This is a genomic window from Nitrospirota bacterium (genome assembly GCA_016207885.1).
GTDB lineage: Bacteria > Nitrospirota > Thermodesulfovibrionia > UBA6902 > UBA6902 > JACQZG01.
Genome location: JACQZE010000003.1, coordinates 400,425 through 421,440 on the forward strand (window position 1 = coordinate 400,425; position 21,016 = coordinate 421,440).

18 protein-coding genes are annotated in these 21,016 nt (G+C 45.1%); 14 read left to right on the forward strand and 4 right to left on the reverse strand.

Features of this window, described 5'->3' with window-relative positions; translation table 11 throughout:
* Positions 1 to 26 precede the first annotated feature (26 nt).
* The 7 genes from HY807_02095 to HY807_02125 all read left to right on the forward strand — a co-directional run bounded on the left by HY807_02095 (position 27) and on the right by HY807_02125 (position 7,664).
* Complete coding sequence (locus tag HY807_02095) at positions 27 to 857, forward strand: hypothetical protein (GenBank protein ID MBI4825204.1); 831 nt, start codon at positions 27 to 29, stop codon at positions 855 to 857.
* A gap of 21 nt (positions 858 to 878) precedes the next feature.
* Positions 879 to 2,843: a hypothetical protein gene (locus HY807_02100; protein MBI4825205.1), complete on the forward strand. Its 1,965-nt coding sequence runs from the start codon at positions 879 to 881 to the stop codon at positions 2,841 to 2,843.
* Between the two features lie 64 nt (positions 2,844 to 2,907).
* A complete protein-coding gene (locus tag HY807_02105; protein ID MBI4825206.1) occupies positions 2,908 to 3,600 on the forward strand; it encodes a hypothetical protein in 693 nt (230 codons plus the stop codon).
* Between the two features lie 2 nt (positions 3,601 to 3,602).
* Entirely contained in the window at positions 3,603 to 4,595 is a 993-nt protein-coding gene (locus HY807_02110; protein MBI4825207.1) for an NAD-dependent epimerase/dehydratase family protein, read from the forward strand.
* A 3-nt stretch (positions 4,596 to 4,598) separates the two neighbouring features.
* The gene (locus tag HY807_02115) at positions 4,599 to 5,747 is read left to right on the forward strand and encodes a toll/interleukin-1 receptor domain-containing protein (protein MBI4825208.1); all 1,149 of its coding nucleotides are present in this window, start codon (positions 4,599 to 4,601) and stop codon (positions 5,745 to 5,747) included.
* Between the two features lie 13 nt (positions 5,748 to 5,760).
* Complete coding sequence (locus HY807_02120) at positions 5,761 to 6,945, forward strand: adenylate/guanylate cyclase domain-containing protein (GenBank protein ID MBI4825209.1); 1,185 nt, start codon at positions 5,761 to 5,763, stop codon at positions 6,943 to 6,945.
* Between the two features lie 14 nt (positions 6,946 to 6,959).
* The gene (locus HY807_02125) at positions 6,960 to 7,664 is read left to right on the forward strand and encodes an SDR family NAD(P)-dependent oxidoreductase (protein MBI4825210.1); all 705 of its coding nucleotides are present in this window, start codon (positions 6,960 to 6,962) and stop codon (positions 7,662 to 7,664) included.
* Positions 7,665 to 7,670: 6 nt separating this feature from the next.
* Here the strand turns inward: HY807_02125 and HY807_02130 are convergent, their stop codons facing one another.
* Both HY807_02130 and HY807_02135 read right to left on the reverse strand, forming a co-directional pair.
* Positions 7,671 to 8,153: a hypothetical protein gene (locus HY807_02130; protein ID MBI4825211.1), complete on the reverse strand. Its 483-nt coding sequence runs from the start codon at positions 8,151 to 8,153 to the stop codon at positions 7,671 to 7,673.
* A 45-nt stretch (positions 8,154 to 8,198) separates the two neighbouring features.
* The gene (locus tag HY807_02135; GenBank protein MBI4825212.1) at positions 8,199 to 8,759 is read right to left on the reverse strand and encodes a TIR domain-containing protein; all 561 of its coding nucleotides are present in this window, start codon (positions 8,757 to 8,759) and stop codon (positions 8,199 to 8,201) included.
* Positions 8,760 to 8,848: 89 nt separating this feature from the next.
* Here HY807_02135 and HY807_02140 point away from each other — a divergent pair, with 89 nt between their 5' ends.
* The 5 genes from HY807_02140 to HY807_02160 all read left to right on the forward strand — a co-directional run bounded on the left by HY807_02140 (position 8,849) and on the right by HY807_02160 (position 15,594).
* On the forward strand, positions 8,849 to 10,009 hold the full coding sequence (locus HY807_02140; protein MBI4825213.1) for a phosphopentomutase: 1,161 nt from the start codon (positions 8,849 to 8,851) through the stop codon (positions 10,007 to 10,009).
* 129 nt (positions 10,010 to 10,138) lie between these two features.
* Positions 10,139 to 11,266, forward strand: a complete 1,128-nt coding sequence (locus HY807_02145; protein ID MBI4825214.1) for a glutamate synthase — start codon at positions 10,139 to 10,141, stop codon at positions 11,264 to 11,266.
* On the forward strand, positions 11,227 to 12,888 hold the full coding sequence (locus HY807_02150; GenBank protein ID MBI4825215.1) for a 4Fe-4S binding protein: 1,662 nt from the start codon (positions 11,227 to 11,229) through the stop codon (positions 12,886 to 12,888). The genes HY807_02145 and HY807_02150 overlap by 40 nt, the downstream gene beginning before the upstream one ends.
* A 2-nt stretch (positions 12,889 to 12,890) precedes the next feature.
* Positions 12,891 to 15,227, forward strand: coding sequence for an FAD-dependent oxidoreductase (locus HY807_02155; protein MBI4825216.1), 2,337 nt, complete (start codon positions 12,891 to 12,893; stop codon positions 15,225 to 15,227).
* A gap of 214 nt (positions 15,228 to 15,441) precedes the next feature.
* A complete protein-coding gene (locus tag HY807_02160; protein ID MBI4825217.1) occupies positions 15,442 to 15,594 on the forward strand; it encodes a hypothetical protein in 153 nt (50 codons plus the stop codon).
* Here HY807_02160 and HY807_02165 read toward each other — a convergent pair.
* Positions 15,591 to 16,727: a VanZ family protein gene (locus HY807_02165; GenBank protein MBI4825218.1), complete on the reverse strand. Its 1,137-nt coding sequence runs from the start codon at positions 16,725 to 16,727 to the stop codon at positions 15,591 to 15,593. The two genes, HY807_02160 and HY807_02165, sit on opposite strands and share 4 nt — an antisense overlap.
* A gap of 325 nt (positions 16,728 to 17,052) precedes the next feature.
* Here HY807_02165 and HY807_02170 point away from each other — a divergent pair, with 325 nt between their 5' ends.
* Both HY807_02170 and HY807_02175 read left to right on the forward strand, forming a co-directional pair.
* On the forward strand, positions 17,053 to 18,576 hold the full coding sequence (locus HY807_02170; protein MBI4825219.1) for a sigma 54-interacting transcriptional regulator: 1,524 nt from the start codon (positions 17,053 to 17,055) through the stop codon (positions 18,574 to 18,576).
* A gap of 253 nt (positions 18,577 to 18,829) precedes the next feature.
* Positions 18,830 to 20,167 (forward strand): Fic family protein, encoded by a 1,338-nt coding sequence (locus HY807_02175; protein MBI4825220.1) that lies wholly within the window; start codon positions 18,830 to 18,832, stop codon positions 20,165 to 20,167.
* Between the two features lie 43 nt (positions 20,168 to 20,210).
* Here HY807_02175 and HY807_02180 read toward each other — a convergent pair whose 3' ends face one another.
* Positions 20,211 to 20,996: a C_GCAxxG_C_C family protein gene (locus HY807_02180; protein ID MBI4825221.1), complete on the reverse strand. Its 786-nt coding sequence runs from the start codon at positions 20,994 to 20,996 to the stop codon at positions 20,211 to 20,213.
* Positions 20,997 to 21,016 lie beyond the last annotated feature (20 nt).

Genomic DNA, 21,016 nt, shown 5'->3' on the forward strand with positions numbered 1-21,016 from the left:
TCAACTTTGCTATCAGGTAAAAGAATATGAAGACCGCTCTGGCACTTGACATTGACAGCACCCTGACACCGCCGCGCCAGCCTATCACCGCGCAGATGGCAGATGTCCTCGGGCGGCTTAATGTCCCTTTTTATGTCGCAGCAGGAAGCCACTTCTCTCTTTTGCAGGGGCAGTTCTTCACGCCTCTATATGGCCACGGATTCCGCGGGCGGTTCGACGCCTTTGTCAGCAACGGCGCGGTTCATTATCATTGTGATTATTCAAAAGAGATGTCCATCGAACTGGTCTCGGAGTTCAATATCAGGAATCATCTCGGAGAGAACGATTACCGCCGCTTGATGGATGTATTGGCCAAGACTCTTAATATGGAGGAGTTTCAGCTGCCTGCTGATCTCAATATAGTGGATAACCGGATAGTTGACAGGGTATCAATGATAAACCTCTGTCCTATCGGCAGGCTGGAGCATGAAGGCCCGGATGCCGTGCTTAACCGGGAAAGATTCGTAAGTTTCGACCAGTCCGCAGGCTACAGGGAAAAGGTAATGCAACATCTTAATCTTGCATTGTCATCACTGATAAAAGAAAAGCATCTGCATATCACTCTCGGCGGACAGACCTCGTTCGATATCGGCATATCAGGCGAGGACAAGACCAAACCTGTGCGCAAGCTTTTGGAAGAGGGATTTAATAAAGTAGTCTTCATCGGCGATGCGTTATTCAAAGGCGGCAATGATGCAGCTGTCAATGAACTTATCGACACATGGCCCGCAGGATCCGAGTGCCCGGTAGAGGCGATACAGACAGGTTCGTGGCTTGAGACGATAGAGATATTTAAAAAGAGAAGTTTTCTGGATTAATATATTTTGGGGAGGAAATTGATGAGCGCTGAGAAACTTGAAATAAAACCTTATGAAAAAAAGTGGCAAGAGATAAATCTTTCTAATGAAATTGTGGCGTCCTATAATCTTGACAAGTGGGCGGCTGAATTTTCCTTAATGACGGCTGGCTACCGGGATCAATTAAATCCTGAAGATGCTGATGATCCAAGTGTTGCATTCAATTCTCTGACAATGGCGATCTTAGGCGAAGCAAAGGCAAGGGTTTTTAAGAAGAAAGTTGCTTCCGGAGAACAGGCCCATGTTCATATCGGTGGAGAAACCCGGCCTCATACACAAGATTTCATAGCTATTCTTTCACGGGTATATGCTGCTCATAATATTCAGGTTCATCTCAGAGAAAAACCTAAGACCGCACCAATTTGGTATTCTTCTTTTGGGATTTTTCACAAGGAATATCAAAGCGGCGATAACCTGACAGCGAGCCATTCACCATATTTTAAAGGGGGATGGAAGCCTATGGATTCGGCGGGCAAGCAGCTTCTCTCAGAAGAGCCTGAAATTATCTATGAAGTGCAAAATATCGTAAAAAACCGGGAGAAGATCACCCTTGCACCATGGGGACTAGAAGGTAAGATTCTTCATGATTTTGACATTGATAATGCATACGTGAAGTACCAGCAGTCTGTTATTGTCGACAAATCCATGGATGATATCAAACACGCTATAGGAAAAGGATTCCGTTGCGTAGCCTGCACAGTCGGCGGCTCAATGAAGGCCACGACTGAAAGCCTGTTCCCATTATTAGGCATCAGCACGGGCACAAACGGGGTCATTCAATATCTTTTTGGCGAAGAGGATTCGCATTATCATGGATTAGGCGAAAAAAACGGGAAACATTTTGGCCCTGATCCCAGTAAGAAAGAAGTTTACAAGAATATAGGCGCCCAGGACATCCTACTTCAGGACAAGGCAAATATAGTCTTTATCTGGGATCCTGACGGCGACAGGTTCAATATAGTTACAACAACCCCGGCGGAGAGGGCAGAACAGGCACAGGCACTCGGCCTCGAAGTCGAACCTTGCCCAGATACCGACAAAGCCATTGTGTACTTTACCCCGAATCAGCTTTTCTTTATGCTTACCGCATATCGCATCAGTGTTCTCAAAGATACCGGTTTGCTTAATGCATATAATTGGTTCGTCACCCCTTCCATATCCACATCCCGATCAATTGGTGAGCTTGCTGCTAAGGAGAATATCCCGATCGTACAGGTACGCGTGGGTTTCAAGTATGTTGGCACTTTTTCGGAATGGCTTGAGAACCGATTCGATACAAATGAGCCATTCATAAATGCTATTGGGGACAAGATATACATAGGCAAAAAACCCCGCGCTTTGATAATGTGTGAAGAATCAGGCGGCGCAGTCTTCGGAGGTACGGAGCTCCTTATGAATGAGAGTGGAACAAAAGGCCTGATTGCGCTACGTGAGAAGGACGGCATGCAATTCGGTCTAATGATTCTGTCGCTCGCGTCCCATCTGTTCAATGAGAAGAAGTCTTTCGCGGAGTATTACTGCGGCCTGATTGAGGAGTATGATATCCTGCACAGGTTTTTCGACCGGCGTGATGTCATTCTTTACAATGAAAGGCTCACTGGCCCTGAACGCGAAACAGCCAAAGCTGAGGGAGAGAGAAAAAGAGACAGGGTAATGGATTTTTTCAAGAACTTAACCGAGCAAGCTACCTCCGGAAAATCTATGGACGAAATACTCAGCGAGATTAACTCAAGGCTGAACGATGGGGATAAGTCAATACCAAAACCAAAAAGGGTATGCATGGTCGGCGAGGGCAAACTTCTTGAAGGGACGTTAATGGAATTCGACGACTTCTGGGTTCTGATACGCGCTTCGGGAACGGATGCCCTTTTGAGGTATTATATTGAAGGAAAGGAAAAAGCTAAGATAAAGGTGTATCAGCAATCACTTATTAACTTAAAAATATAAGAGTTAAATTTGAATGTAGGCAGGGAATAAAATATTGTATCCAGAACCTTACTTTGAGAGAAGCATGTTAAGCAAACTGCATAAAGAAATAAGGAGGGACGGCTTTGCCCCTGATTTTTTTCTTCCCATTCATCCTGATATGCCGGTCTACGGGTTGAACATTGCTTTTGGTTGGCCTCTTCCTTCTCCTCTTAAAGAGTCTTATGAATATCTATATCGTGAGCTTCTGGCTCTTGGCTATGATATATACGTATATCCTTATCATCAAACACATGTAACTGTAATGACGCTTGTAAATTTTAAAAAACACCAGTATCCCGGAGAAAAAGTTGTCGAGGAAATAGAGAAGCTTGTGCCTGATATAATCGAACTTTTATCAAGAGAACTGTCCGCTGGCTCTGAAAGTGACATTAAGACATTTAAGATCGATGTGGGACCGCCTATATTATTTAAGAGTGCCTCCATTCTGCCTATCCGGAACCCCGACAAAACGGTCTATCGTTTAAGGGAAAAGATAGCTCTCCTAATGAAGGATGCGTTCTCCTTGGAAGTCGAGGTTCCCCAAGGTGTCCACTCTACTATCCTTCGATTCCTAAAAAGTCCGTCTGATGCGAATGTATTTATCCAAAAATTTGAATCCATAGCAGCTAACACTCATATGGGTGAAGTTACTATTAACGAACTATTATTAACCTCGGAAACTAAACCCTATATGCGAGGTGGAGAGATACTCCACCGTTTTCGACTTGGAGAATAATTATGACAACAAGTAAAGAGACATTATTAATTACTGGGGGGCTTGGCTTTATAGGATCAAGCCTCGCGAAAAGACTTTGCAATAAATACAATATCATAATTGTTGACTTTGATTATTCGAACAGCGCTGAAAAAATCGCCAAGGAGTTGCAAAGTCAAGGGGTCAAGGTTATACATAGCGATATTGCATCAACAGAGACTTGGAAGAAAATAGATGAATGCCAATACATTTTTCATGCGGCTGCTCAGGTTGCCGCTGAAGTCTCCTGGGTGAAACCTGATCTCGATTTCCGAACAAATGTTCATGGGACATTTCTTGTCGCCGAACATGCGCGCAAGTATAAGGCTTGCGTTATTTACTGCAATACAATTCGCGTATATGATCCGGATGCAGTTGAAGTTGCAATGGAGAAGATTGGAAAAGTATCTGAAAACTGTGCAACTATTGAAATATCTACAAAGCCGCAACCGCCCTTCGCCCTTTCGAAATATTTAGGGGAACAGTACTTGCACCACTACGCCAACATGCACAGATTGGAAGTCATCAGCCACAGGATGAGTGGGATCGTAGGCCCGGGGCAGCTAGGAAGCAAGACCCATGGCTGGATCGCAAATATTGTGCGTTGTGCTGTTAAAAAGAAGGAGTATACAATTTTCGGCGATGGTAATCAGACAAGGGATATTTTGCATATCAAAGATTTCATTGATCTAGTCGAAATAGAACTTGCAGATTTCAATACATACTCTGAAGGCGGTTTTTCCGTTTATAACGTAGGTGGTGGAGCGGCAAATAAACTCAGTATAAATCAAGTGATTAAAATGTTAGAAACAGAATTGTCGCGCGAGATGAAAACAACAAAAGATATTCCCCGCACTGGAGAACCCAAACATTATACTTCTGATATTGCCCGAATTCAGGATAAAGGTTGGCTTACTCATATTACTGACACTAAAACTATCATTAGAGAACTAATAGATTGGTATGGGAGGGGATAGTCAATGGCAAAAACAAACCAGAATCAGGGAGTGTTTATTAGTTTTCACGAGGAAAATAATAAATCAGCGTATATAGCAGATGAATTAAAGAAATTCTTCACAGACTGGAAAGTCATTCATCACATTGTGAAAGATAAAATAACAATAAAAAATCCAGGGAAAATTATCCTAGAAAGTATCAGAGCATCTGATTGTTTTTTACAGATTTTCACTGATAGCTCACGGTCCGAATGGATGAAGAAGGAGTGGGCTTGGGCAAAAGACCAAAAAATGGAAAGAGACGGCGCATTTAACATTATTGTGCTGACAACATCTTATTGCGATAAGAATGAGGATTTTACTAAAGAAATTAAAAATATAAAAAAAGCAGGGTATCGAGTTGAAAGAATTGATGAGGAAGATAAGGCTAGAAATATTTTGTCAGGTATTCTGGTTAATTATAAGAAACTGCTGAAAGATCAACATGGCAAAATTGAGTTGCCGGACTTCTGTAAAACTCAAGCAGAAAAAGAACAAATTGAACTTGGACATGTTGGTGAGTTTATAATGAATTTTATAGGAGCTTATAAACGAGGCCTAAAGAGTGTATATCCGGACAGAAAATCAATTATTAATCTGTTAGAAAAAAGATTAAGACGTCTTAGAAACGATGGGGGGGAAGTGAAGATGCTAGGCCTTGCACTTAGGAGATACACTATTCCTAGTGAAGATGAGGTTAAGGAAGATGAAGGGAACGTTGGGCAATTGTTTTGGGATGCGATTAATGATGAAAGTAATAGATCAAACGCTAGACTTCTTCTGCTAAAGCTTGAATGTGATTCTGCGAAAGAACGCATCAAGATTGAAAGTCCAGATGCTATGACTGAAGACGAATCCAGATTGTTTAAAGCTAGCAAAAAGGTTCAACAAAAATATGTCGGCCATCGAAACGTGAAAATTGGTTATTATTACACGCCTTATGTCGGTATGGTCATATTTGAAGATGAAGCTTATGTGGAATTATACCATCTTGGCACACAAATCAAAGATAAGGCCATCTGTGGTCATGTGCCGATAATGTTAATAAAAAAGAATCCAGATGAGGGCTTATACGAATTATTTGATTCCCATTTTGAAAATGTGTGGATAAACTCAAAGCAGGTTAATCTCTAGCTGAGGAATACTCATGAGTGAACGCACAGGAACAATCCTTTTCTTTGATCTTGCTGGTTTCTCTACAAATAGCAACCCAACTCAAGTGAAGATTGCAGAATCATTTTTTGCAGAGGTGAAGAGACTAACCAGTACCGTTAAATCTGGTCGCCCGGATGCAGGCAAGTACTCTGTTTTGCCGACAGGTGATGGGGCAGCTATAATCATTTGGAAAGGGAAATCTGATGCTATAAAGAGTGAGCATGCTGCTTTATCGATAGCCTCAGAAATGATGGTCTGGGCTGACAGGCATAAACCTAAAATCGGTATCCGTTGCGGAATTAATCAGGGTATTCTTGATTTGATTAAAGACCCTAATGGTCAAACAAATGTGTGCGGCGCAGCTATTAATGTTGCCCAGCGTGTAATGGATGCTGCAAATTCAGGCCAAATTTTATTACATCATGATAATTTTGCAAAGCATATAGAATCTCACTACGAAAGCTCTAATAATAATTTGAGTTATAACCTTGATTCTATGTCTTACGAGATTCTCGCCAAGCACAACGAAATCTTAAGGGTCAATACTGTAACCGGTAAGATTAAGATCAACGGTAGGAAATATCCATTTGGAAAATCTGGTGCGCCGGCAAACAAGTGGCATCTGCAAATAGAGCCGCCGATTTTGTCTCTTAACAAATACGGCATAAAAGATAAAAAAACTCCTCCTGAAAAACTTCTGAAAAAGCATAAGAAAATTGCTTGCGTGGGCGCAACGAATGACCAGCTTCCTGAAATTATTTTAAAGGTTTTGAAAAATAATCCATCTAAGATTTGGGATAGCATAATGGTCTACTTCCTTAAAGATAAGACCTTTAAATGGATGGATATGAAGTCGGATGGTAGATCTCATAGCGAACTAATCGAGGCCAAGAAAGACGCAATAAAATGTCTGGCGAGCGTGCTGAAAGGCCATGTCAAACATCTCGAATTTAGAGAATATGATCGCCCGTTTTACTTTGCCTCTTATTGGGATTGGGATGCGCCTGGAGGTCGTATTCACATAAGCCCATACATTTGGGGAGCCGACGTCCGGCATTGCCCAGCTTTTGATTATACATGGATAACAAATCAGCCAACGCCACAGTATCTGGCATATAGAAATGGTTTAGAGCAATTGAGGAGTTTATCTAAACTAATAGTACCTGAAAAACTTTAATTCACGTCAAGGTTATGGATAAAATATCTTTAGTGACCGGCGGATCCTCCGGACTTGGTTTTGAAATAGCCCGTTGTTTGTGTGAATCGGGGCAAAACGTGTGCATTGTTGCTAAAGACGAAGGCAAACTCAATACCGCAATCGACAAACTTAAAGAGATATGTAAGCAGTCCATTATCTTGGCCTGTCGCTCGAATGTCAGCCATGAAGACGATGTTAATCGTCTATTCCAATTTATCAGTACTAATAACTTTCTGCCTGATATGGTATTCAACGTGGCAGGGATTGGTCTCTTTGGAAATCCCGAGGCTGCCACAAGAGAAATGATCAATAAGGTTTTCGAAGCAAATCTCATTGGCACGATCCTTGTTTCAACCTATGCTTTAAGAGCTATGCAAGCCACCGGCGGCATCATTGTAAATATTATGTCAACCGCAGCCCAAATCGGCAAAGCGCAGGAGTCAGTTTATTGCGCAGCGAAATGGGGAGCGCGAGGCTACACGGAGTCACTCCAAGCTGCAACAAAAGGGACATCAGTTAAAGTAATCGCCGTTTATCCAGGCGGCATGAATACACCCTTCTGGAATGAAGGATGTGGATTGTCTCCGGATTTATCAAAATTTATGAGCCCCATTGACGTGGCAAAAATAATTGTTGATACAGTCACAAAAAAAGATTCCATTGTAGTTACTGGAATGATTATTCAGAGAAGCGGTTAACACACTTCAGCCTGTATGACGGTCTTCAAGTTCCGTTAAATTTTCCACACCTGCCATATCTGCCAGTGCTCTTGCATATGTCCTTAAATCAATCTGCAAAGCCGCAAGCTCTTTTCTGAATTCCATACATTTCTCGGGATAGTTGAAAGCACCAGCTACCGAGAGTCCATGCCATTTTGCGGTAAAAGGCCGGACAATTTGATTTAGCACCACCACTGCTATTTTGGCAAAATTAATGCAATCTCTCCCGTGATTTTTGATTGTTGCTCTGGTTAATCCAAAAAGATTATAAACGCTCTCAAGTGCCGTTTTTTCGTCCCCGTCTCTCATTGGCAAAGGCTGAGTAGCTATTCGCGTGAGCAATTCTATATACATTTCCCATGCAGCATCCTTATCTTTTTCTTTAGCTTCCCATTCTGCTTCGAGAAAAGGCGCTTTAATCTTCAGCTTGGTCATATCCCAGTTTTCCAACCATTTTCTTAGCTTCATGACGCTCTCCTTGAGATCAGAATTATCTTGTTGTAAATTCTTTGATTAATGAGTGACCCCGCACATGAGACATTTGCTGTTATATTTCATCATATCTGAAGTATTCTGAATCAAATGAGCACGGGTTGTCCTCGCGTAATAAGCGTCTTCAATCCAATCAGCAAGTTGACTGGCAGCTGTTGGATATGCTCTGTATCGTGCATAACAACTAGATTCCTCGCGTTCCCAATTGTCCTTAAATCTTTGGGGCAGATGAGCACTTGTGCCACAACTTGGTAAGAGTATCCCTATCAAACCGTTTGGTGTATAGTCACCCTGACGTAGGCTTGTTTTTATCTCCCAGTCCATATATCTCCGACTATGTGTACACTTACCAATTAAAATAATTGAAACCGTAGAATCGCCCAAATACTTCTCCCGAATTCTTGACATGACATATTCGGGATTAGTGCTATTGACAAAATCATCATTGTCGGAAGCTCCAAGAGCTTTAGGAATAAAAACACCTTCTCTATTAGCCCATCTTTTAATAAAATCATCGACTTCGCCACGATCTTTCTGATGGAAAGAAATAAATACCTTCCTACTTATACCATAAAGAGACATTCCTATTCCCTCCTTTGGTTCTATTTTATGAAGTATAATATATCAAAATCAATTCAAATAACAGGGTCTTTAACGTAATGTTAAAAAGTATCAAAATGGTTTTAATAGTACTGGACAGTCTAGGCATCGGCGAACTTCCTGATGCTGCTCTCTACAATGATGTTGGAAGCAACACCTTAAAGCATATTTCAGAAGCAATAGGGGGCATTGATTTGCCCAATATGGAGGCGTTAGGGTTAGGGTATCTTGGCGACTTTAAGGGTATTAAAAAGATTGCAACTCCTAATGGTGCTTTTGGAATTATGGCAGAAGCATCAGCCGGAAAAGATTCTATTACAGGACACTGGGAAATGATGGGGCTGATTCTTAAAGAATCTTTCCCAACATTTCCAGATGGTTTTCCAGAAGAAATAATGAGCGCAATTAAGGACACTATTGGCATTGAAACATTGGGGAATTATGCTGCATCTGGCACAGAAATCATCAATGACCTCGGAGAGGCACACATGTCAACAGGATATCCTATAATTTATACGTCGGTCGATAGTGTTTTCCAGATTGCTGCTCATGAAGATATTATCCCCGTGGATAGGCTTTACAGATTTTGCGAAATCTCTCGCCATCTTTTGACAGGCGTTTATGGTGTAGCCAGAGTAATAGCTCGGCCTTTTATCGGCGAGCCTGGAAATTTTCAGCGTACTTCGAGAAGAAGGGATTTTTCACTTCCTCCTCCTGAACTGACCCTTCTTGACTCATTGAAAGACAAAGGTATTCCTACCATAGGAATCGGAAAAATTGGGGATATCTTTTCAAGGCGGGGAGTAGGAGAGGTAATTCATACAACCAGTAATGAAGACGGTATAGATAAGACCATCAGAGCCATTTACAATATTGAGCGGGGATTAATCTTTACTAATTTGATCGATTTTGACATGCTTTATGGCCATCGAAATGATGTGAAAGGGTATGCTGACGCCTTGAAAGCTTTTGATCGACGGCTCCCTGAAGTTTTCAACGCGCTGAAGGAACACGATATACTGATCATAACCGCAGACCATGGATGCGATCCTACAACAGTTAGTACAGATCATTCTCGTGAATATGTCCCTCTCTTGATTTATGGAGACAATATTAAGAAAGGAATAAATGTTGGAGTGCGTAAGACTTTCGCTGATTTAGGACAGACTATCGCAGAGATATTTCAATTAAAACCTTTGAAAAATGGCAATAGTTTTTTATCAAGTCTTTAATCTCAGGGCATTTATAAGCCCGCATTATTAATGCTCTATGGTTTGACATAAGCCGGTGCAAAGTATTAAATTATACAGCTCGACCGGCAGGCAATTATGCCTGCTAATTTTTTCTCTAAAGAAGATAAAATGTGCAGATTAGCCGCGTTAACTTCAGCTAAATACTTCTCCCCGATAGAGAACGTTATCGCCCTTGAAACGATGAAAGAGGGGCATGACGGCTCAGGAATGGGCCTTATCCTCAAGGACCTCGGCGGCGATTTCAAAGACCTCAAGAACTATCCGATCCTCTCCGGCATCTGTTCAAAGAACGGCCTGAGCGCGCTTGACAGCTATATGGACAAGCTGGGCTTCCGTCTTAAACATGAATGGTCGCCAAAGATCAAACCAGTCAAAGGGATCGAGAGGAGAGACTACTACTTTTCCAGGGCATATGATTACCCGGATGAATATAAAGGCAGATCGTTATCAGAAAGGGAAGGCCTGCTCTTAAATACAAGGGTGGCGCTCAGAAAGATGGGCGGAGCTGACGAATCCATAATCGTCTTTGCCTTCTATCCGGACATAATCGCCCTGAAAGAGGTCGGCGACCCGATGCAGCTTGGGGAGTTCTTCGGTCTTGACAACTCATCTCTGAAGGCAAAGATCATCTTTGCGCAGGGAAGGCAGAACACCAATTACGCCATTGACCTGTACGCATGCCACCCCTTCTTCATCCAGGGATACGGCACAATGACAAACGGCGAGAATACGGCATTTATCCCTATCAAAGAGTTCCTTCAGGGAAGAGGGATGCCGGGTTATATAGGCTATAACAGTGACAGCGAGGTATTTGCTCATATTCTTCATTACAGCTGCAGGCATCTGGGTTACCCGCTTACATATTACAAAGATATAATAACGCCTCTCAAGGCAGAGGAGATAGCAACGAGAAAAGACAGCGAGGTCGCGAGGCTTCTCAAGATGTCCTTGAGGCCGCTATGCATTGACGGCCCTAACTGCGTTATCGGTTTTACGCCGGACGGCACCACATTCATGGTGCAGGACGCAAAGAAGTTGAGGCCCGGCATTGTAGGCGGCATCAAAGGAAAGTTCGGCCTCATGTCAGAAGAGTGCGGGCTTGACAGCGCAATATCAAAAAGAGACAGGTCGCTGGATGTATTTCCAATGAAATACGATATGGTGATAATCGAGCCTGACGCAAAAGGAGTGAAGGTATGGAACCAGCTTCAAGGTTGGACAACAATCATAAGCTGACGCTGAAAGATTTTCCATATGTCGTCCGCTGGAGAGATGACAGGTGCACGAGGTGCGGAAGATGCACCGCCGTATGCCCCATGTTGTCCATCGAGCCTTCGGTCGTTGTAAAGAGAAGCGTTCATTCCGACGGCCCGATACCGAATCCGAAGTCAGCAAGACAGACCGTCACGGTTATTAAACAGTCTACTGACGTTGACCGTTACTGCACAGGCTGCGCCACATGCTCGCTTGTATGCCCTAATGAGGCCATAGAGCCGGAGTTCAACCCTCAGCACAAGTTTGCCTTTCATAAAAACAGGGGCGGCCATCCTTACAGAAGGGGCGGCAGAAGAAATGACCCGCTTGTCTCCACACTTGACCGGCTCAAATTCACAAGGATATCGATGCTCACCGACCCTGCGCTTGACGCCGGGAGGCATGAGTTCAGGATAAGGACATACCTCGGAAGGATACTTCCCCCCGAGCAACTGCCGATAAAGATGGTGAACGGGAACCTCAGATTAGATAAAAAGACCGATACGTTCATACCTCCGGTAAGAGAGATATACCCTATCATGATAGGCAGCATGTCAATAGGCGCGCTCTCCCCGAATATGTGGGAAGGGCTTGCAATGGGAATAACATACCTTAATGAAGTGGAAGGCATGCCTGTTGTCATGTGCTCCGGCGAAGGCGGGATGCCGGCAAGGCTGCTCAGGTCAAGGTTCCTGAAATATTTCATACCGCAGATCGCATCCGGCTACTTCGGCTGGGACGAGATAGTCAGGGCCCTGCCTCATATGATAGAAGACCCGTGCGCGATCGAGATCAAGTACGGACAGGGCGCAAAGCCGGGTGACGGCGGGCTCCTGATGGCGCATAAAGTGCTTAAGCTTATTTCAGAGATACGAGGCGTTCCGATGGGTGTAGACCTTCCGTCCCCTCCAACGCATCAGACAAAATATTCTATTGAAGAAGCTGTCGCGAAGATGATCCAGTCCATGTCCATGGCATGGGGATTCAGGGTTCCGGTCTACCCGAAGATATCGGCAACACAGACGTCAAAGGCGGTTCTCAATAATCTTGTGAGAAACCCGTTTGCTGCAGCGCTTTCACTTGACGGCGAGGACGGCGGAACAGGCGCTGCCTATGATGTGTCCATGAACAGCATGGGGCATCCTATAGCATCAAACCTCAGGGAATGTTATCTCGACCTTGTCAAACAGGGCAAGCAGAATGAGATCCCGCTGATAGCTTCCGGAGGAGTCGGAAAAAAAGGAAACCTTGCCGCGAACGCCGCCGCGCTCTTTATGTTAGGCGCGTCAGCTGTTTCTATAGGAAAATATATTATGCAGGCAGCTGCAGAATGCCTTGGAGATGAACAGAACCGCTGCAACGTCTGCAACCTCGGCAGATGCCCGAGAGGGATAACAACTCAGGATCCGAAGCTGTATAGAAGGCTTGACCCTGACAAGGTTGCCGAGAGGGTAGTTGAGGTATTTAAATCCATTGATATTGAACTCAAAAAGATCCTGGCGCCTATGGGCAGAAGCACAGAGCTGCCTATCGGCATGTCTGACGGCCTGAGCGCGGACGACCCTGCGATAGCAGAGAGATTAAAGATAAATTACGCGTGCTGATAATGAAAAAGATAACTATCAAGGCAAACATAAGCGGCAAGAGAACCCCTTCGAGGATACTTGAGGAAGAGATACAGGATGCCGTAAAAGGCGGCGCCAGAAACCTCCACATAATCGCTGACGGCCAGCATGGCATCGGCGGCCGCATCTGGCCGACAGGGGATACCGTTAAGATAACTGTTGAGGGCCCGGTCGGGCAACGGCTCGGCAGCATGGGGATGTTCGGCACCGAGATCCTCGTCAAGGGCGGAGCCTCTGATGACATAGGCTGGATAAACTGCGGGGCAGAGATAACAGTTCTGGGTGATGTCACAAACGGGGCTCATAACGCCTGTGCCCAGGGCAAACTCTATGTTCAGGGCGGCGGGGGCGCGCGCTGCGACACAATGACAAAACACAACCCGAGGTTTGACCCTCCTGAGTCATGGTACTTCAGGGATGTGGGAGATACCTTTGCAGAGTTCAAGGCAGGCGGAATATCTGTCATATGCGGCGTGGAGCCCAGAAACGCGAGGAACATACTCGGCTACAGGCCCTGCGTCGGAATGGTCGGAGGAGTCGTATACTTCCACGGCCCGATCGACGACAGCTACAGCAAGTCTGATGTAAAACTTCTTGACCTCACAGATCAGGACTGGGAATGGCTGACCGGAAACATGAAGCCTTATCTCAAGGCCATCGACAGGAGCGATCATTATAAAGAGCTTACCAGTTCGAGAAAAGAGTGGAGAAAGTTCATACCTTTCACAGCGCAGGAGAAGGCAAAAAAAGGAAAACTGAAGATGTCTGTTTCAGATTTCCGTAATAAGGTCTGGGACGACGGAGTCGGCAAAGGCGGGTTATTTGCGGAATATATCACTCATCCTGTGACCATTCTCCCTTACATCACAACAGGGGATGAAAGGCGTTATAAGCCATTATGGAACAATATGAAATATTCGCCGCCCTGCGAATTCAGCTGCCCGAGCAACATTCCGACACAAAGGCGCGCGCACTTCATAAGAGAAGGAAAGCTCAAAGAGGCCATGGAGCTTGTCATGGAGTACAGCCCGCTGCCTGCAACCGTATGCGGCGAGATATGCCCGAACCTCTGCATGGGTTCATGCACAAGGGCGAGGCTTGATTCACCTGTGAGTATCAAAGAGCTGGGGAAGGCGAGCATCGGCGCCAGGGCTCCGAAGCCTAAAGCCAAGACCGGCAAAAAGATAGCTGTTATCGGCGGCGGCCCGGGCGGCCTGTCTGCGGCATGGCAGTTAAGGCTTAAAGGGCACGATGTGGAGATATTTGAGGCGGAAAACAAGTTGGGCGGAAAGCTTGAATACTGCATACCAAGAGAAAGGCTTCCGCAGAAGGTTCTAAAGAAAGAGCTTGAGAAGATCACCGAGATAGGCATCAAGTCAAACCTCGGAGTGGCCATAGACAAGAAAAAATTCATGGAGCTGTACAAGAACCATGATGCTGTCATTGTAGCCTGCGGCGCGCATAAACCGAGAAAGCTCAATGTCCCGGGCATTGAAGATATGGTAACGGCATATGATTTCCTGAAGGGAATAAATCTTGGGAACCTGCCTGACTTGAATAATAAGAAAGTGGTCATTATCGGTGCAGGCAATGTCGGCATGGATGTGGCTGCCCAGGCCTATCAATGCGGGGCAAAAGAGGTGACCGCTGTTGACGTTCAGAAGCCTGCGGCATTCGGTGAGGAGCTGAATATAGCAGAGTCTTTAGGCACCAGGATATCATGGCCGAAGTTCACTGATAAGTATGTCAAGAAAGAGAGAAATATATATTTCAAGGATGGTTCAAGCCTTGAGGCTGACCTTGTGATAGTTTCGATAGGCGATATGCCTGAGACAGGTTTTCTGCCGCCAAGCGTCCAGACTGATAAGAACGGGTGGGTAGAGGCTGACGAGGCAGGCTATACGTCAGATCCCAAGATATTTGCGATAGGCGACGTAACGAGCCTCGGGCTTGTCACGCACGCGATCGGACACGGCAAAAAGGCAGCCGAAGCTGTGCATGCCCTGATCTCCGGGCTGTCCTATAACAGGCTTCTGCCGAGGCCGGTTGTTCCCTATGAAAAGATAAAGGCGGCATATTATGACTTATGCAAGGGTGAACCTTTTACTACGAAGACCGAAGCTGCACGCTGCATGTCCTGCGCGGCATGCAGGGATTGCCATATGTGCGAAGCGACCTGCTATTACGGCGCTATCAGCAGAAAAGATTTAGGTAAAGGCTTCTATGAATACGTGGTTGACAGTGCCCTCTGCATAGGCTGCGGCTTCTGCGCAGGCATATGCCCATGCGGCGTGTGGGAGATGAAAGAGAATAATTAAGGCTGCCCTTCCGCTTAATGGCCGTTACAACCCGGCATTGACAAATAATTTCACTTTTAAGTAATATAACTTCGTTCCGCGGTTTTACCGTCCTGGCGTATTCTGCTTTCAATACCAATGGAAAAGGAAACATCGCAGGTAATTTTTGCGTCTGCGATATAAGTGCGGCAATTTGCAGTCTCATATAAAAGATAAATAAAAGGAGGAAGTGAAGATGGCTGGAAAATCAAAGACAAATGTTTCTGCGCGCGCAGGAGCAAAGAACGTTTCAAAGCTCTGCAGTTTGTGCGGCAACAAGGTAGAAGTCGTTCTGTCATACTCGGCTACAGGCAAAAAGAGCATGAAGCGCCTCTGCTGCGGAAATTAATCAACCGTCTCCTGCGGCATGGTATGCCCTGCTGCAGGAGATATTTTTTTTCCGGCCGCTGCAAAAATAATAAAACCCGATGCCGCCCCGCCAAGGTCGATAAGCCAGTCGCTGACCTGAGGTGTGCGGTCATTGACAAAATACTGCATCAGCTCCGTAGTCCCTGCAAACATAACAGCAGCTATTAGCAGCATCATGTACCTTTCCCGCGGGAAACCTGCCGCAAGGCTTAAGGCAAAAATAGAGAAGAGAATAAAGTGGCCGCTCTTGTCTGCCAGGATCCATCGTTTGGTCATCTTCAGTTTTTCACTTGCGGCGGCCTTGGCGCTAAATTTGATTTCAGGTGATTTCTGGCTGGTTACTTTTTTTATGGTAGCTGCCGCATCCTCCTGAAACTGCAGCTTGCTGGCTGCAGGGGCCAAAGCGCCGAAGAGAATTACCGCAACTGTGAATATGACCGCCCCTTTCAGCATTATGCCGTTACATTCAACAACAAGCGGCAACACCAGCCATGCAAGAAAAATAAACCAAAGTATATAGATGAACTGCCAGTATTTGTAGACCGGTTTCTCAACCGCCTCTCTGAGGCTCAGGTTTTTGACCCGCATTGACCCTGTAACTTTGATGAGTTGCGCGACAACCCTTACCTCTTCAGCTTCAGGTTTTACCTTGAAGATCATCTCATATCTCTTCCAGGGGTTGTCGCCTTTTAGCGCTGCGACAACATGCGGAGCGGAGATCCATATCCCCTTGTCATCATAATGTGCAAGAACCAGCCCGGCCCTGTACCATTCCCTGACGCCTGCACTGACCGCTTCTGTCTTTATATCACCTGAAAGTTTAAGCAGCCTGAAACGTTCCGGTTCTTTAATGCTCTGAAAAAGATTCAGATTATTCTGCGGGGCTGCCGCATACAATTTTACTGTCATGAGATCTTCAAGCACGATCAAACCATCAGGCCCCGTCCGTTTCCAGCCGGCAAAACCTTCTTTGAAGTCATTATTGGCAAGCAGTTCCGGCCCTGTCTCCTCATATAGGCCGATATAGTCCGCAATAAAGACCGTTAAAAAAGCGAGAATGAAAAAAACAGCTGTTTTTTTGAGATACGCTTTATCTTTTATAGCTCTCATCATTATTCTTGCAGGCTTTCCAGTCAGTTATATTTATGAATAAGACAACAACTGAACTAACAATAACATACTAATCCTGCTACAAGTAAAGCGTTATCTGTCATTTCTGCGGGTTCAATTTTGTAAATTGAACCCAATATTCCGGTCATTCATTAAGTCATTACATGCAGAAAGTTGCAGGGTTAGATAAAACAAAAGGTTCAGGTTTATAACCTGAACCCGCAAAGATATTGCCATTGTTGTAATTTTGTCTTTATAAATAATACAATTATGTCACAACAAGGTTATTGGGAAACAAAATTGTTATATTGGGAGAAATTAAAATAATATGTATTCAGATACTGCTCTCATAGCGCGGAAGAATGAAGAGCTCACAGCCATACTTGAGGTGAGCAGGGTATTAACCACATCGTTCGACCTTGAGAAGAACCTCTCTTCTGTAATGTCCACCCTCGGCGAGATGCTTGACCTTCAGCGCGGATGCGTCTTTCTGCTTGACCCTTTATCAAATGAATTGCGCATAGTCGCTGCGCACGGACTTACAAAACAGAATATTGAGAAAGGCAAATATAAAATAGGCGAAGGGATCGTGGGAAGGGTGCTTGAACAGAAGAGCCCGATGGTCATTTCAAACATAGGCAAAGAGCCGCTCTTTCTGAACAAGACAGGCTCAAGGCCTGAGAAGGACGGCATCTCATTTCTCTGCGTGCCGATAAAGTTCAAGAGCGAACCTCTCGGCGTTCTGAGCGTTGACAGGATCTACGCTACAGAGCACGGCAATGTAGATGACGACCTCAGAGTGCTGAATATAGTGGCGTCACTCATCGCACAATTCATCAAGCTCAGAGAGAGCTATAAAGAGGTTGAAAAAGAGAAAGAACACCTTAAGAGAGAGCTTAAAGGCAAATACAGCATAGCCAATGTCATAGGCGAATCAGACAGGATGCAGGAGGTATTTGAGGCTGTTCACCGTGTATCCCCGTCCAAGGCGACCGTACTGCTGAGAGGCGAGAGCGGAACGGGAAAAGAGCTTATCGCCAAAGCTATACATTATATGAGCTCCAGAAGCAAAGGGCCTTTCATCAAGTTCAACTGCGCCTCAATACCTGAGGGGCTTCTTGAATCAGAGCTGTTCGGCCATGAAAAAGGAGCGTTCACAGGCGCGATATCAGCAAGGAGCGGAAAGTTCGAGCTTGCGAACGGCGGCACGATATTCCTTGACGAGATAGGCGACCTGCCGATACTTCTTCAGCCCAAGATACTGCGTGTGCTTCAGGAGAGGGAGTTCGAGCGCGTAGGCGGACAGAAGACGATAAAGGTAGACATCAGGATAATTACCGCGACCAGCAGAAACCTTGAGGAGCTTGTCTCTCAGGACAGGTTCAGGGAAGACCTCTACTTCAGGTTAAATGTTATCCCCATCCTTCTTCCATCGCTTAATCATAGAGGCGAGGACATCCCGCTTCTGATAGATTATTTTTTAAAGAAGTTCAATAAAGAGAACAACAGGTCTGTATCTTTTGATAAGAACGCCCTGCAGGTATTTCTGGAATACGGCTGGCCCGGAAATGTGAGAGAGCTTGAGAACACGATTGAAAGGCTTGTTGTCATGTCGCCAAAAGACAAGATATTCGCGTCAGACCTTCCTATATCATTAAGCCTCCAGCGTCCAAAGGCCCCGAGGGGCGAGATGTCACTGACAACCGATCTGAAGGAGCTTGAGAAGGTGAATATCATGGATGCGCTTGAAAAGACCGGCTGGGTTCAGGCAAAAGCAGCCCGCCTCCTCGGCATCACTTCAAGGCAGATCGGGTATAAGATGAAGAAGTTAGGGATAGAGGTTAAGGGGTAAAAAGACTAAATACTATTTATATACTCCAGGCAAGCATTTTATTTGACAAATTCTCAAGAACCAGATCAGCCCCCGCAATACATAATACCTCTCCAAATTTTTGCAACTACTAACTTTCTACTAATTACTCTAAAATTAGTAGTTGACAGATAGTAAATAATAATCTAAACTTAATTAGTATTTAGTTTTAACACACTTATTAAATACTAAGTTTCTACTAATTAATGTCAAATTAGTATTTGGAGATAACCCATTGAAAATACCGGAAAAAGCTCCAGATTGGAAGGAGATACTAAAAGAATCCCTAAAGACTGACCTTGCAATTAAAACAATTGATTTGATCAGAAAGGCAAACAGCGAATATTTTTACTGGGGTGATTTCAAATATCAGCCGATGCCCGATGGAGTTACGCCTGAGTCAGCATGGGCTGTGCTAAAGACATCAAGACTTTTTCAGACAAAATATATATCTCTTGCTGATCCCAAGGGACGTCCATTTGGCTACTGGATGCCCGATGGTATACATAAAGAGATTCATTTTATAGACCAGAAGGCGGGCGGGTCAATTATGGTCGATGACCCATCAGTGCCTTCAGATGAAAAGCGGCGATACATGATCAGATCATTGGTTGATGAAGCAATATCATCAAGCCAGATCGAAGGTGCAGCCACCACAAGGGTCGTCGCAAAAGAGATGCTCAGGACAGGCAGAAAGCCGTTGGATCGCTCGGAACAAATGATATACAACAATTATCAGTCAATGCAGATGATAAAAAAACATCTGCGAGAGCCTCTCTCCATAGAATTGATACACAAAATTCACGCCTCCATGACGGTAAACACGTTAGAAGATCCTTCATGGGCCGGCAGGTTCAGAACGCCTGCTGATGAAGAGATCCATGTTTATGATAGCGACGGCCAGATCCTCCATGTGCCGCCCAAGGCCGCTGATGTCCTTGCCTCAATGGAGCATTTGTGCGCCTTTGCAAACAGTGACAGGGAAGACGAGTTCGCTAATCCAATCATAAAAGGGATACTCATCCATTTCTGGCTTGCATATGTTCATCCATTCATGGACGGCAACGGACGCACGGCACGGGCTCTCTTCTATTGGTATATGCTCAAACATGACTACTGGCTGTTTGAATACATGTCGGTGTCTACAGCAATACTTAGTGCGAGGGCACAGTATTACAGGGCATTTCTTTATTCTGAAATGGATGACAATGACGCCACATATTTTATCGTGTATAACCTCAAAGCGATACATAAGGCGTTAGAAACACTGAATGCGTATATTGAAAGAAAACAGAAAGAGAAAAAAAATGCATATCGCTTTACCATAGAATATCCGGCCTTAAACCTGAGACAGCGCGCCTTGCTCGCGAGCGCGCTTGAAAAACCGCAGGAGATCTATACTATTGAAACTCACTCTAATATTCATGGCGTCACGTATCAGACCGCCCGCACTGATCTGCTCGGCCTGAAAGATATGGGGCTGCTTCAGATGAGGAAGGCAGGCAAGAAATTTATATTCGCTCCTGATGCCGACATTGCGAAAAAGCTTCAAGACAGATCGGGTATAAGATGAAGAAGTTAGGGATAGAGGTTAAGGGGTAAAGCCTAAATACTATTTATATATCCCCCGGCACATCGGGTTCCAGCCCGCTGTGACACTGCCTGCATTTATTCTCTGTAGGCATCTGGTACATCGCAACCTGTGAGCGGCGGGAAGGCTGAAACTTGCCGTCAGACCAGTCGTTTAAAAGCTCAACGGTCTTTATGGTTATATCCGCCGTGAGCCTTGCGCACCTCTCCATTCTTTGAGGAGAATGGAAAGTGGCCCCTTCCTTGGCCATCCATTTGCCGACAGAGATATGGCATAGAGCGGAGCCGCTTGCATTTTTCTGCCTGATCTGAGCAATGGGATTTGCAGGTTCATAGATAGGCAATATCGTTTTTGTATACCATGTTATTACTTCATTCAGTATTAACTCCCCCTCCTGGCCTGCTATGAGAGATGTGGCTAATCCGGCCCCTGTCAGACAGCCGCACAGCGTTCCCCAGCCGACTGCCCCGCCATGGCCCCATATCATTGCCTCAAGAGGAAAGCGGGTGTAAGGGTCTCCTACATCCTGCTGAAGCGGCAAAAGTATCCCGCTGGTAGTTCCATAACAGCAGAAGTTCTTGTACCAGTTCTCATAAGCTATCTTCCCCGCCCTGGCAGGGTCTATCTTTTTGTAGCCCCACGGGAATTCGGTATTTTTAGCTTGAGCTTCGGATAAGAGGCCCAACCCTCCTGCTGATACTATGCCGATCCCTGCAGCACCGGCAGCGATCTTCCCTGCTCCCGTCAGCAGCTCTCTTCTTGACAGGCTCTCTTTTTTAATATGCTTTACAAATGACCTGATAAATTTCATAATTCTGCCTCCAACGCTGT